General features: G+C 71.5%; 13 protein-coding genes. 6 read left to right on the top strand and 7 right to left on the bottom strand.

The window, feature by feature from the left end:
- Positions 1 to 54: 54 nt before the first annotated feature.
- Positions 55 to 894, top strand: a complete 840-nt coding sequence (locus ABGB17_RS29435; RefSeq protein ID WP_347635311.1) for a hypothetical protein — start codon at positions 55 to 57, stop codon at positions 892 to 894.
- On the opposite strand, the gene ABGB17_RS29430 is transcribed toward ABGB17_RS29435, so the two are convergent.
- Positions 891 to 2,468, bottom strand: coding sequence for an MFS transporter (locus ABGB17_RS29430; RefSeq protein WP_347635309.1), 1,578 nt, complete (start codon positions 2,466 to 2,468; stop codon positions 891 to 893). The genes ABGB17_RS29435 and ABGB17_RS29430 overlap by 4 nt on opposite strands.
- Positions 2,469 to 2,633: 165 nt before the next feature.
- On the opposite strand from ABGB17_RS29430, the gene ABGB17_RS29425 reads away from it, so the two are divergent.
- The 3 genes from ABGB17_RS29425 (at position 2,634) to ABGB17_RS29415 (ending at position 5,374) form a co-directional block, all read left to right on the top strand.
- On the top strand, positions 2,634 to 3,215 hold the full coding sequence (locus tag ABGB17_RS29425) for a helix-turn-helix domain-containing protein (RefSeq protein ID WP_347635307.1): 582 nt from the start codon (positions 2,634 to 2,636) through the stop codon (positions 3,213 to 3,215).
- Positions 3,216 to 3,332: 117 nt separating this feature from the next.
- Positions 3,333 to 3,929 (top strand): helix-turn-helix domain-containing protein, encoded by a 597-nt coding sequence (locus ABGB17_RS29420; RefSeq protein WP_347635305.1) that lies wholly within the window; start codon positions 3,333 to 3,335, stop codon positions 3,927 to 3,929.
- A 161-nt stretch (positions 3,930 to 4,090) separates the two neighbouring features.
- Positions 4,091 to 5,374, top strand: coding sequence for an MFS transporter (locus tag ABGB17_RS29415; RefSeq protein ID WP_347635303.1), 1,284 nt, complete (start codon positions 4,091 to 4,093; stop codon positions 5,372 to 5,374).
- Here ABGB17_RS29415 and ABGB17_RS29410 read toward each other — a convergent pair.
- The 4 genes from ABGB17_RS29410 to ABGB17_RS29395 form a co-directional block, all read right to left on the bottom strand.
- Positions 5,364 to 6,626 (bottom strand): hypothetical protein, encoded by a 1,263-nt coding sequence (locus ABGB17_RS29410; RefSeq protein ID WP_347635301.1) that lies wholly within the window; start codon positions 6,624 to 6,626, stop codon positions 5,364 to 5,366. The two genes, ABGB17_RS29415 and ABGB17_RS29410, sit on opposite strands and share 11 nt — an antisense overlap.
- Before the next feature lie 205 nt (positions 6,627 to 6,831).
- Complete coding sequence (locus ABGB17_RS29405) at positions 6,832 to 7,479, bottom strand: hypothetical protein (protein WP_347635299.1); 648 nt, start codon at positions 7,477 to 7,479, stop codon at positions 6,832 to 6,834.
- A complete protein-coding gene (locus tag ABGB17_RS29400; protein WP_347635297.1) occupies positions 7,476 to 8,771 on the bottom strand; it encodes a hypothetical protein in 1,296 nt (431 codons plus the stop codon). The genes ABGB17_RS29405 and ABGB17_RS29400 overlap by 4 nt, the downstream gene beginning before the upstream one ends.
- 5 nt (positions 8,772 to 8,776) lie before the next feature.
- Positions 8,777 to 9,028 (bottom strand): hypothetical protein, encoded by a 252-nt coding sequence (locus ABGB17_RS29395; RefSeq protein WP_347635295.1) that lies wholly within the window; start codon positions 9,026 to 9,028, stop codon positions 8,777 to 8,779.
- Positions 9,029 to 9,276: 248 nt separating this feature from the next.
- On the opposite strand from ABGB17_RS29395, the gene ABGB17_RS29390 reads away from it, so the two are divergent.
- Entirely contained in the window at positions 9,277 to 10,605 is a 1,329-nt protein-coding gene (locus ABGB17_RS29390; protein ID WP_347635293.1) for a hypothetical protein, read from the top strand.
- Entirely contained in the window at positions 10,602 to 11,402 is an 801-nt protein-coding gene (locus tag ABGB17_RS29385) for a transporter substrate-binding domain-containing protein (protein WP_347635291.1), read from the top strand. The genes ABGB17_RS29390 and ABGB17_RS29385 overlap by 4 nt, the downstream gene beginning before the upstream one ends.
- 57 nt (positions 11,403 to 11,459) lie before the next feature.
- Here the strand turns inward: ABGB17_RS29385 and ABGB17_RS29380 are convergent, their stop codons facing one another.
- Positions 11,460 to 12,440, bottom strand: a complete 981-nt coding sequence (locus ABGB17_RS29380; RefSeq protein ID WP_347635392.1) for an ABC transporter substrate-binding protein — start codon at positions 12,438 to 12,440, stop codon at positions 11,460 to 11,462.
- A 94-nt stretch (positions 12,441 to 12,534) separates the two neighbouring features.
- Positions 12,535 to 12,722 (bottom strand): hypothetical protein (locus ABGB17_RS29375; RefSeq protein ID WP_347635289.1); only part of this gene is annotated, 188 nt, incomplete at its 5' end.

The following is a 12,722-nucleotide window of genomic DNA, read 5'->3' as shown; positions in this document are numbered from 1 at the left end:
CGATAAATCGGCAAGTGCGGAGAGCGGTGGAGTCCTGGCGGGTAAAGAGCCGGTGTGGACGTGGCGACGGCGGCGGGCGAGCTCTACGGGCTCGTGCCCGAGGAGTTCACGGCCGCCCGTGCCCGCCTGGCCGCCGAGGCCAAGCAGGGAGGCGATCCCGCGCTCGCCAAGGAGATCGCGGTGCTGCGGCGGCCCACCGTGCCGGCCTGGGCGGTCAACCATCTGGTGCGTGCCGCCCCGCCCGAACTGGACGACCTGCTCGACCTCGGGGAGGAACTGCGCGCGGCCTGGGTGGCGGGGGAGCGGGTGGCGGGGCTCGACCAGCGCAGGACGGAGCTCATCACCACCCTGATGCGCACCATGTCCTCGCTCGCCGCCTCCGCCGGGCGGCCCCTGCGTGAGCCCGCCGCCCGGGAGGCCGAGGAGACCCTGTACGCCGCCACCATGGACCCCGCCGTGTCCGACGAGGTGCGCGCGGGCCGCCTGGCCCAGCCCCGCAAGCACGTCGGCTTCGCCCCCGCGGGCCCGGCCCCGCGCCGCCCCCCGGAGCCAGGGCCCGCACCGAAGAAGGGCACCGGGTCCCGTGAGGACCGGCGGCGGCGCGAGGAGGAGAGCCGCAGGAAGGAGCGGGAGGAGCGCGCCAAGGCCGCGGCCGCCGAAGCGGACGCCGCCGCCCGCGCCCTGGCCGAGTGGACCGCGGAACTGGACGAGGCCCGCCGCGAACACGCGGACGTCACCGGCGAGGCCGGCCGCCTGCGCGAGCGGCTCCGCGAGGCGCTCGCCCGCCAGGAGTCCCTCGCCAAACGCCTGGAGATCGCCGAACGCGAGCACGGCCGCGCGGCGCACCGCGCGGCCGAGACCCGCCGCAAGGCGGAGGAAGCGCGCGAGCCCTAGTTCCGGGCGGCGGCGTGCCTGCCGCGGTGGCCACGGGCGGCACGGCGGGGGGCGGCGGTGACCAGGGTGGCACGGCCGGCGGGCGGGGCGGGGACGGCGGCGAGGTCGTCGGCGTCCGGGATGCTCGCGTCGCGGTACGGGGGGTGGTGGCGGGGGATGAGGAGCGCGAAGACGGCGCCGACGATCGTCACGGCCGCGCTGATCACGAAGGTGACGCGGAAGCCGGTGGCGCTGGTGGTGGTGACCGGGCCGGCGGTGACGGTCTGGGCGGCCATCACGGCGCCGAGGGTGGCGCTGGCGACGGTGGAGCCGAGGGTGCGCATGACGGCGTTGAGGCCGTTGGACGCGGCGGTCTCGGAGGCGGGCACGGCGCTCATGATGAGCGTGGGCATCGCGGCGTAGGCGAAGCCGACGCCGAAGCCGATGAGGATCGCGGTGAGGACCATGTGCCAGACCTCGGTCATCAGCACCAGGCTGACGGCGTAGGTGACCGTGATGAGCAGGATGCCGATCAGCAGGGGCAGCCGGGGGCCGCGCGCCTTGGTGAGGCGGGCCGCCACCGGGGAGGTCGCCCACATGACCAGGCCGCTCGGCATGAGGCACAGGCTCGCGACCAGCATGCTCTGCCCGAGGCCCACGCCGGTGGCGGTGGGGGACTCCAGGATCTGCGGGAACATCACCGCGGTGCCGAAGAACCCGAAGCCCACCGTGATCGAGGCGATGTTGGTGAACAGCACGGTGCGGCGCGCGGCCACCCGCAGGTCGATGAGCGGGCTGCGGGTGCGCAGCTCGTACAGGCCCCACACCAGGAAGATCACGAGACTGCCGGCGAGGCAGCCGAGCGTGGCGGCGCTGGTCCAGCCCCACGCGTTGCCCTCCGACACGCCGAGCAGCAGCGCCACGAGGCCCGCGGCGAGCCCGAGCGCCCCCACGACGTCGAACGACCCCCGGTCCCGCGGCCCGCCCGAGGGGACCACCCGCCAGACGAGCAGGGCGCCGACGCCGCTCAGCAGGCCCGACATCACGAAGAGCAGGTGCCAGTCGAGGTACTGCGCGATGTAGGCCGACAGCGGCAGCCCGACGGCGCCGCCCACGCCGAGTGTGGCGCTGACCAGGGCGATGCCCCCGCCGAGCCGGTCGCGGTGCAGCGTGTCGCGCAGGATGCTGAGGCCGATCGGGATGACGCCGATGCCGGTGCCCTGCAGCGCGCGGGCGACGATCAGCGGGACGAGCGAGGACGAGAAGATCGCGATGACCGAGCCGAGCGCGACCAGCCCGAGCAGGACGAGGACGACGCGCTTCTTGCCGTAGAGGTCGCCGAGGCGCCCGGCGATGGGCGTGGAGACGGCCGCCGCCAGCAGCGTCACGGTCAGCACCCACTGCACGTCCTGCGGCGCGGCGCCGAGGATGGCCGGCAGTTCGGGGACCAGCGGTGTGACCAGGGTCATCATGAACGCCGCCACCAGGCCGGTGGAGGCGAGGGTGGCGACGACGGCTCTCTCGTTGACGGGCTTCGGCGGCGACTGGTCCTCCGGCGCGTTGCCGCGGGTGTTCCGGTCGTTGTGTGCTGACACGCGTGCTGTCCTTTCCCCGGGCGTGAACGTGCGGCCGTGACGACGGGACCGCGAACGCGCGAGGTCGATCTAAGATGGAAGTGGAGGACCCTCCACTTCTTCGATGCTAAGTGGACACGCCTCCACTTAGCAAACCCGTTCCCGGACACACGGAAGGAGCGCCGAGTGGTCAACGCTCTGGACCCGGATCGCCCGCTGCGCTCGGACGCGCGGCGCAACCGTGAAAAGATCCTCTCCACCGCCGTGCGGGTGTTCGCGGAGCAGGGCCTGGACGCCAACCTCGACCAGATCGCCAAGGAGGCGGGCGTCGGCGCGGGCACCCTGTACCGCAACTTCCCGACCCGCGAGGCCCTGGTCGAGGCGGCGTACCGCAACGAGCTCGCCCGGCTGTGCGACGCCGCCCCCGTCCTGCTGGCCACCATGACGCCGCGCGAGGCCATCCGTGCCTGGATGGGGCTGTACATCGACTACGCCACCGCCAAGCACGGCATGGCCGACGCCCTGCGCGCCGTCGTCGACACCGGCCGCAACCCCTGCGCCCACAGCCGCGAGCTGATGCTGGAGTCCCTTTCGTCCCTGCTCGCGGCCGGCGTCGCCGACGGCACCGTGCGGCCGGACGTCGGCGCCGACGACCTGCTCGCGTGCGTCGTCGGCATCGCCCTCGCCTCCCGCGCACTCGAGCAGCGTCCCCAGGCCGAGCGGCTCCTCGACCTCGCGATGGACGGCCTTCGCCGCAAGGAGCGCTGACGCCTTCGCGTTTATAACAGGTCAATAAACATTGAACAAGAATTCTTGAGTAACTCTCCGTAGCGACCTTACGTTCGGTCGTGTGAGAGTGCACAGCCCGCCGCGCCGGCGGCCGTCGTGAGCCCCCGGGAGCCGGGTGCCGGAGGCGACGACGTCACCGTGCTCAAGGCGTTCGCGCACCCCATGAGGGTCCGGCTGTACTACGGGCTCAGGAACGCCGGCACCGCTTCGGTGTCGCAGCTCGCCGCCACGGTTGAGGCCCCCATCGCCCAGGTGAGCTACCACCTCCACCAGTTGCACCAGTACGGCTTCGTCGAAGAGGTGCCCGAGCGCGCCCGCGACCGCCGGGAGCGCTGGTGGCGGCTCAGCGGCAAGAGAGTGGGCTGGGACGCCTCCAGCGTGCTCGACGCCCCCGAGGCCGCCGCCCTCGCCACCATGGTGAGGGGCGGCGCCGTCCGGGAGCAGTTCCGGCTGATCGAGGAGTTCCGGGCACACGAGAAGGACTGGGACCCCGCCTGGCGCGACGCCGCCTTCATGAACGACGGCACCCTGGAACTGACCAGCGACGAACTCGCCCGCATGTACTCCGAGCTGAAGGCGGTCATCGACAGGTACACCGCCGCGGGGGCACGCCGGCGCCCGCCTCGCCCCGGCGTGGAGCGTGTCGTGTACGTCCTGCACGGCTTCCCGATCCCCGGGGCGCACGAGCGGTAGCGTCCCGACGACCACGCCGGGCGCAGGAGGCGGAGTGCCCGTCACCCGCCGCGCGAACGAGCGGGAGCGGTCCGGGCTACCCGCCAGGCGCGCCGGCGGCGGCACCCGGGCGGCCCCCGGCCCGCGATCGAATCCCCCGACCCGCGATCGGAGCCGAGACCATGAACGGGAGACCTCCGGATCCGCTGCGGCGGCGGCGGTTCCTCTGCGTCTGGGCCGCGGGCTTCTGCACCGAGGTCAGCAGATGGTCCCTGCTGATCGCGCTGCCGCTCCACGCGCTCACCCTCACGGGGTCGGCCCTGGTCACCTCCACCGTCGCGATGCTCGGGCTGCTGCCGAGCCTGGTCCTCACGCCGCTGGCCGGCGTCGTCGCCGACCGGTGGAGCCCGGCGCGGCTGATGGCCTGGCTCGCGGGCACCCGGGCCCTGCTGCTGCTACCGCTGCTGCTGGTCCGCGACGTCCGCGACCTGTGGATCGTGTACCTCGTGATGGCCGCCGAGGCCGGCCTCACCGGCATGTTCGAGTCGGTGAAGAACGCCCTGGTGCCCACTCTGGTGCCGCCGGGACGGCTGGTCGCCGCCAACGCGGCCGTCAACCTCGGCGGCAACCTCGGCCGGCTGGCCGGCGGTCCTGTGGGCGGCTTCCTGCTCGGCTTCACCGGCATGGGCGGCGTCGCGCTGACGTCGGCAGGCATGCTCGTCATGACGGTCGTGCTCGTCGTGACGGCGGGCGTGAGCGGCGCCCCGCGCCCGGTCCCGGCGCCCGGCCCGGCGTTCTGGCGTGAGTTGCCGGCCGGGCTGCGCGCCGTCGGCGCCAGTGCCCGGCTCCGCGCGGTCGCCCTCGTCCTCGGCCTGCTGTCGGTGGCGCAGGGGCTGTTCGTGATCCTGTTCCTGCTGTTCGTGACGGACCTGATCGGGGGAGGGGAGGCGGAGGCGGGGCTGCTGCGCGGCGTGCAGGCGATCGGCGGGCTGCTCGGCGGCGCGGCGGCCGGGCGGATGGCGAGGAGGCTGGAGGCGCGCCAGTTCCTCGTCCACGGGCTGTTGTTCTTCGCCCTGGTCAGCCTGGTCATCTGGAACCTCACGCCGCTGACCGCCGTGATCTGGTTCTACGCCGGGCTGTTCACCCTGGCCGGGGTGCCGGGCGTCTGGCTGATGGCGGGGTGGTTGTCCCTGGTGCAGGAGGCGACCCCCGAAGGGCTGCGCGGCCGGGTGATGAGCACGTTCGTCGCGTTGTCCGACGGCCAGCAGGCGCTCGGCATGATGCTCGCCGGGGTGCTGGCCGGGGTGCTCCCCACACTCGCCGCCCTTGAGATCCAGGCGGCGGTGCTGGTCCTCGCGTGGGTGCTCGCCGCCCGCACGCTGAAGCCCGCCGTCCCCGGCACGCCGCCGCCCGCCCGGCTGAGTGGGGCCGGGCGGGCGGTGGGGTGGGGTCAGGTCAGCCGTTGAGGCGGCAGCCGTCGGTTGTCTTGCCGTTGTTGCAGTGGTTGAGCTGGAGTGCGTCGAGTTGGTAGGCGAAGGTCTGGCCGGAGGGGCTCATGACGGAGAGTTGGACGGAGGTGGCGTTGGCGGGGGCGAGTGCTGAGACCGAGTATTCGGCCCAGCTTGTGGTGAGGCCGTACAGGGAGCTGTCGGTGGTGGACAGCAGGGTGTTGGAGGAGTTGTACCAGGACAGGCGCAGTCGCACGTTGCCGGAGGTGGAGGTGGTCATCCAGGCGAAGAACTTGTATCGCTGGCCCGCCGTCACCGCGGGTTTGCGGGTGACGGAGACGAAGCCGTTGGCGTGGGACTGGACGTTCATGGTGAGGGAGCGGCGGCCGTCGTAGTAGCGGGCCGAGGTGCCGGAGTCGGGTCCGGGTGGGGTGACCTGCATCCAGCCGCCGCCGGAGACGGTGAAGCCCGAGGGGGTGCCGTAGGGCGCCTGTGCCTCGATGGTGCGCTCCTGCGCGGTGAGCAGGTCGTTGCTGTATCCCACGTCACAGCAGGTGGGCGTGGTGAAGTACGGCCACGTGGCGACGTTGACCAGGCGGGTGTCGGGATAGTTGCCCGTGTAGAACGTCGCCGTGGTCTCGCTCGGGTCGTAGTAGGTGTTGAAGTTGTGGTCGAGCAGCCAGTCGTAGTACGGGTTGGACATCACGTCCGGGTAGCTCAGCACGTCCGGCGTCTCGGTCACCTTGGAGTGGTCGACGTAGGACGGGTGGCCGAGGTGCAGCAGTTCGTGCAGCATGGTGCCGCTGGCCCACCCGTCGGCGGTCGCGACGCCGATGTTGGAGTTGTTCGGGTCGTAGTAGGCGTTGGCCGTGCCGTTGAAGTCCTCGAACACGATGTAGCGGCGGTTGGAGATGTCGTACCCCGCCGCCGCGAGGTCCGCCGATATGACGTCCACGGGGGTCTCGCCGCCGATGACGCCGTTCTCGATCTTCTCGGGTACCACGAGCGCCTGGGCGTACCCCGAGTACGTGCTGGTGTCGTACCCGGTGCGGCAACTCAGGTTGATGTGCTGGTCGTAGTTGGTGGATTCGTCGAGTGACCAGTCCATGCGGTCCACGATTTTGGCGATGTTCTGGGCGTGGGTGGCGTAGTTGTTGCCGCCGCCGTCGTGCCAGGCGTAGATGACCTGTACCGCCGGGATGCTGCCGGTGGCGTTCTTGGGGTCGGACAAGGTGGTCGCGCAGCCTCGTTTGGGAACGTTTGCGTCCACCGGCTGGGCATAGGGTCCGGTGGGTTCTGGGTCGTACGGTGGTGCGAACGCGGCGGCCGGGCTCGTCGCCAGCATGATGGCGGCTCCGGTCGCGGCCAAGACGGACCCAAGGCGCTTGAGCTGCAGTGACAAAGGTGCTCCTCCCGTTGAACAACGGCCTGGTGGCTAGGGACACCGATGAGGCCGGCTTTCTGTGGTGGCGCACTCAATTCGTACTTTGATCCGACGATTCGTCATTGACCGCCAGTGCATGGTCCTTGTCCACCGGCGCACGGTTACAGGTGAACGACGCGAGGATGTCCACGATCACCGGCTCGTCGGCCGGGGTCCGCGACGCCAGGTGGGTGGCGAGCAGCGCGAACACGCTCCGCAGCCCACCCGGGGACAGATCACCCGCCTCGGTCGCCACGACGAGTTGCCGCAGTTCCCTGCCGTCCACGCTGACGACGGCCTCACGTATCGCGTGAAGGGGGAAGTCCTCGTCGGCCAGCGGCCCCGTGGCGGTCTCGGCCCCGGTCTCCCACAGCACCTGCTCGGCGGTCTCCACAAGGGTGACCTCCCGCGGGAGCCGCTCCCCGTACACCACGACGTTCGGCCGGAACCCCCCGGCCTCCGGGCCGAGGAAGGCGATGAGCGCCCCGGGAGGTTCGACCGCCGTCCACCCGGCGGGCACCTCGATGTGGAAGGGGCTGAGCCCGGGGGACGCGAGGTTCGGCCAGGCGACCGCCGTCCGGGCAGGCCCGGCCTCCCCGGCACCGGGGGACGCCGCCGCCGTGGTGTCCGCCGGAACAGGGACGCCGGTGTCCCCGGTCCCGCGGACCGGGACGGAGGGGACGTGCGCCGTGGTGCTCATCGGAACAGCCCCTTGAGTGCCTTGGCGCCGTCGGCGATGCCGTCGCCGACGTCGCCCGCCAGTTCGGCGACGTCGATCTCACCGCCGGCGGTGACCTTGAGGCCGAGGCCGGCCGCCAGTCCGGCCGCGCCCTTGAACTTGAACTTCCCGTCCTGGAAGGAGACGTCGAGGTTCGCCGCGGCGCCTGCGCCGGCCCAGGCCTCAGGCTTGGCGATGGCCTTCACCGGGCCCAGTTCGGCTTCGACGGGCACGCCCACCCTCGCGCCCCCGAAGAGCTCCCCGCCGGCGGCGACACGGCCGCCGTCCTTGCCGAAGTTCACGTCGTTCTCGGTGGACGCCTCGACCCCGCCGATCCGGCCGTCCAGCCCGGCCTTCCCCCGCAACGGCCCCGCGCGCAGGTCCTTCTCCCCGCCGAACTTCAGGGCGTAGAGCGCCGCCGCCGCGTCGAGCCGCACACCGTACCTGTTGCCGACGCGTCCGGCCCCGGCCTTCACCAGGTACTCCCGGTACCCGAGTGCCCAGCCCTTCCCCTGCCGCACGGCCCCTGAGTCCTTGAGGGTGGCGTACAGCAGCGAGAACATCGGATCCCTGGGCGACATCCCGTTCCGCTTCAGCCGCCGGATCTCCTGCGGCGTGGCCCCGCGGCCACCCGCTTTGCGGCCGAGCGAGCGGGGGTCCTTGAGGGAATGCTGGTCCTGCAGCCGCGGCCCCAGAAGAGTCGTCAGCGCCGCCCCCGCCGCCCCGGCGGACATGCCGGGAGCCACGGGCAGCGGCCCGAACACCGTGCCGGCCCGGCACGCCACCGCGAGTGCCCGGACGGCCCGCCGCCTCTCTTCGTCGGCCTCCTCGTGCCGCCGCCGCGCCCGCCGCACCTCTTCCTGTGCCTCCTCGACGTCACGCTCGGCCCGCGCCACCGCCGCCGCGTCCACACCGCCCTCCGGCCCGGACGCCTTCGCCGTGGCGAGCGCACGCTCGGCCTCGCCGAGGCGCTCCTCGGCCTGCCGCAACGCTCTGCGCGTCCGCTGCTCCTCCTGGATCGGCACCACGGTCCTGCGCAGGGCTTCCGCGATCTCCTCGTGGGCGGTGCGCGCCGCGCGCACCCGGGCGCTGAGCCCGTCCAGCGTGCCCTGGAACCGGTCCGCGCACGGCCCGGTGAACGTGCCGGGCGCACCGAACAGACCGCTCCGTGCCGCCGCGAGCGACCGCCCCGTCCCGTCGAGCGCGTACGCGCGAGCCCCCGCGTCGCCGGACGCCCGGCGCACCGCGTCCGGCATCCCCGCGTCCTCGTCCATGTCCCTCACCCCCCTGCCAGCCGGAACGCGATCGCCGTCAGGCGTGCCTGCCGCCCGGTGACCGCCATGACCTCGCCCAGGTCCCGCAGATGCTCCGACCACCGGGCGGTGAACTCGTGGACGGCGGCGTCCGCGGCTCCGTCCCCTACCGACACGGCCGCCCCCCGCGTGAGAGGCAGCCCGGCGACCGCCTCCCCGAGCACGGCCGCGACATCACTGAGAACCGCGGGTTGCGCCGCGATCAGGTGCGCGTTCATGGCAGGGACACTAGGAGTCCCACGCCCCCCGGCGGAATGGGAAGGGTTACCCAACAGGCCCGTCGTCCCAGGCGCCGAGGAGCGGCGGGCGGACGGCGCCGCGGGGCGGGCGAACCGCACCACCGGCGACCCGGCACCGCCTCTTGCGGACGTGCCGCACCTACGGCCATGCTCGATTTCCGCCATGAGTTGATCTCGGGAGGCGCGGTGCAGACCAATGATCCCGGCATCTCCCGCCGGGGCGGTCCGTGACGGTGACGGTGTCGCCCCGGGCCTGGCGGAAGGAGTCGGTCCCCGGGCGCGTGCGCACGCTGGCCGGGCTGTCCCTGCTGACGCTCGTGCTGCTGCTCGCCGCGATCCTGGCCGGCGCGGTGAGCACGGGCTCCGGCCTGCAGACCATCGGGCATGACGCCGGGCCGCAGGTGCTCGCCACCACGGGCCTGTATCGGCAGATGTCGGAGATCGACGCGCTGGTGGCGGAGACCCTGCTGCTGGGCAGGGAGTACGGCCCGCAGCAGCAGGCCGATTTGTCCAGCTATGACCAGCGGCGGCTGGAGATCTCCGAGAACCTGCTCAAGGCCTACCGGCTGGCCCTCGACAACCCCGCGGAGCGGCGCACGGTCGAGTCGCTGATCGAAGGGCTGGGCCGCTACGAACGGCTGGCCGCACAGGCCCGCTTGCTGGACGTCCAGTCCAAGCACACCGCGGGACATATGCCCGACAATGTGGTCGAGGCATATCAGAAGGCCACAGACCTCATGCACCGCGAACTGCTGCCCCAGGCCTACAACCTGACCCTGGAGGCCGGCACGATCGTCAGGCGCGCGCACGCCGCCGAGCGCTCGGCCACCTCGCTGGCCCGCTCCGCCGTCGTCGTCACCGGGGTGCTCGCGCTGGCCTGCCTGCTGGGCCTTCAGGCGTACCTGAACCGCAGGTTCCGCCGGGTCTTCGCGCCGGCCCTGGTGGTCGCCACTGTGCTGACCGCGGCCGGTCTGGTGATCGGCACGGTTCTGCTCAACCGGCAGGACCAGGCACTGGAGGAGGCCAAGCGCCGCGGCTTCGACTCGGTGCTCACCCTGACGAGAGCACGAGCCATCAGTAAGAGCATGTACGGGGACCAGAGCCGTTACCTGCTCGACCGCTTCCGCAGGGACACCTACGAACACACCTTCCTGGACAAGTCCCAGACGATCGCCGCGATCGAGGCCACCAGCCTGCCCGACTACCAGAGCAAGCTGCATGTGAACTTCCAGGGACTGCTCGGCGGCGTGACGGGCCAGGACCGGGAACGCCTCTTCTCCGTCTACCAGAGGTTCCAGCAGGCCGACGCACGGATGCGGACCATGCCGGCCGAGGCGGCGATCAAGTTCTGGGACGGCGAGCTCACCCAGACTTACGAACGGTACGACAAGATGCTGGAGGAACTGATCCGGCGGCGTGAGTCCGGCTTCGAGCGCGCCATCGACGGCGGCGACGTAGCCCTGGAGACGCTGTGGCGATCGGTCCCCGCCGGGCTGGCCGCCGGTGCCCTGCTCATCCTGGCCGGCATCTGGCCACGGCTCAGGGAGTATCGGTGAGAAAACTCCTGATCTGCCTGATCCTGCTGCTCACCGCCTGCGGCACCGCGCGGGCGGAATCCCTCGTGGACAAGGACGAGCTGACCGTGGGCATCCGCTCCGATCTTCCGCTGATCAGTTTCATGAGGAAGGACGGCGCCTACGACGGTTTCGACATCGATGTGGCCAAGGACCTCGTCTCCCGGCTGGGCAAGCGGATCCGCTGGCTGGAGATCAAGGCCGGCGACCAGCTCACCGTGCTCACGAACGGGCGTGCCGACCTGGTCGTCGCCCACATGTCGGTCACCCCGGAGCGGAAGAGAGTGATCGACTTCGCCGGGCCGTACCACGTCGACTTCCAGGACATCGCGGTACGGCCCGCCGACAAGGGCGTCATCCGCGACGTCCGCGACCTGGAGGGCCGCAGGATCTGCTGGGTACGCGGCACGAACATCGCGCAGCGGATCATCGAGGAGCGCCGGGTCAAGGCGATCGCCGTCCCCGCACCCGACTACGACGTCTGCCTGCAGATGCTCAAGGACGGCAGGATCGACGCCATCTCCACCAACAGCCAGATCCTGGCGGGACTGCTCACCCGGCCGGGTGTCGACCTGCACCTGGTCGGTGCGACGTTCAACGAGCAACGCACGTCGATCGGCGTTCGCAAGGGCGACGTCGAGGGCTGTGAGGAGCTCAACCAGGGCATCACCCAGATGTACCAGGACGGCACGGCGCACATGTTGCTGGACAAGTGGTTCGGCAGGTCGGGCATCGACCTGTCGGTGATCTCGGTTCCGCAGTTCGAGGGGTGCTCATAGGCCCGTCCTCGCCGGCAGCTCGGTCGAGCCGCCGGCGCCGCGGCTCGTCCGCCCAGATCAAGAGGCGATGGGCGGCCGGGCGATCTCGGCGCTGAACCTGCCGACGAGCGCCTGCTTGGCACGCCCGGCGACCTCCACATCGTAGGGGACCAGCTTGACCTTCGCCGGGTCGACCGCCTTGGAGTGCGCCGGCACCATGATGTTGGTGGGCGGGGCGTAGAACTTCACCAGCGGCCCCAGCCGCTGGGACGCCGCGCTCAGCGCCCAGTCGACGTATCTGCGTGCGCTGCCGGGGTTGTGGGCCCCGGCCAGCACGGCCACGCCACCGAGCTCGTAGCCGGTGCCTTCCCGCGGGAAGGTCACGTGCAGGTTCGGATAGCCCTGCTCCTGGGCGGCGACGCAGTCATGGGAGAAGCCGACGCCGACGGCCACCTCCTCCTTGGCCGCCTGCAAGGCGGCCGCGCCGCCGGTGGTGTTGTACCTCAGCACGTTCGGGTGGAGACGGCGCATGTAGCCGAGCGCGGCGTCATGATCGCGGCCGTTGAGCTCCATCTGCGTCCACAGGCCGGCGTAGGCGGTTCCGGAGGTCGCCGGATGGGCGATGGCGACGCCGCCGCGCAGCCGTTCGTCCAGCAGCTCCTCCCAGGAGCCGATCGGCCGCATGCCACGCTTGGCCAGCTCCTTGGTGTTGTTGCAGAAGCCCAGCACGCTGACGTAGACCCCGCTCCAGGTGTTCTCCCGATCAGCCCACCCCGGCCGGATCTCACCGGCATTCCTGGATCTGTACGGCTCCAGCAGTCCCTGGATCTTGGCGGACACGTAGGAGGACGCCTCACCGCCATGCCAGACGTCGAACTCCTGCCCCGCCTTGGCGGCCTTGATCCGCTCCAGTGCCTCCCCGCTCGACAGCCGGACGAAATCGGCCTCCACACCGGTGGAGTCGGAGAACCTCTTGACCATCATCGCGCACCATCGCTCGCTCGCACCGCACGCGACCGTGATCTTGTCTCGCCTCGGCGTCGCACAGCCCGCGACCATCAGGACCATGACCAATGCGATGACTGACGGCCTCATCGCCTCTCCAAGGGGGTCACGACCTCTCGACCGAGTGCCGGTCCCATTCGACACTCCGTCACGAGAGCCGCGCAACTGATCTCCCCTCGGCCTGGAGCGAGTAGGTGGACGTAGGCGGCCACAGACGGGGTGGCCGCAAGGTGGCGGTCAGGCGGCGTCCGGGGGGCAGGGTGCGGCGCAGGTAGCCGCGTAGTTCGTCGGCGAGGGCCCAGGCGTGGTCGCTGTCCGCGGGGGTGGGTGGGGTGG

The organism is Sphaerisporangium sp. B11E5, assembly GCF_039871875.1.
Lineage (GTDB): Bacteria > Actinomycetota > Actinomycetes > Streptosporangiales > Streptosporangiaceae > Sphaerisporangium.
Note: the sequence above shows the minus strand (reverse complement) of the source record. Positions and strands in the feature narration are given on the sequence as shown.

Excerpts from the sequence above, each read along its gene's own strand:
- ABGB17_RS29415 (WP_347635303.1), top strand. The coding sequence starts at position 4,091 with ATGAACGGGAGACCTCCGGATCCGCTGCGGCGGCGGCGGTTCCTCTGC.
- ABGB17_RS29405 (WP_347635299.1), bottom strand. The coding sequence starts at position 7,479 with ATGAGCACCACGGCGCACGTCCCCTCCGTCCCGGTCCGCGGGACCGGG.
- ABGB17_RS29400 (WP_347635297.1), bottom strand. The coding sequence starts at position 8,771 with ATGGACGAGGACGCGGGGATGCCGGACGCGGTGCGCCGGGCGTCCGGC.
- ABGB17_RS29395 (WP_347635295.1), bottom strand. The coding sequence starts at position 9,028 with ATGAACGCGCACCTGATCGCGGCGCAACCCGCGGTTCTCAGTGATGTC.
- ABGB17_RS29380 (WP_347635392.1), bottom strand. The coding sequence starts at position 12,440 with ATGGTCGCGGGCTGTGCGACGCCGAGGCGAGACAAGATCACGGTCGCG.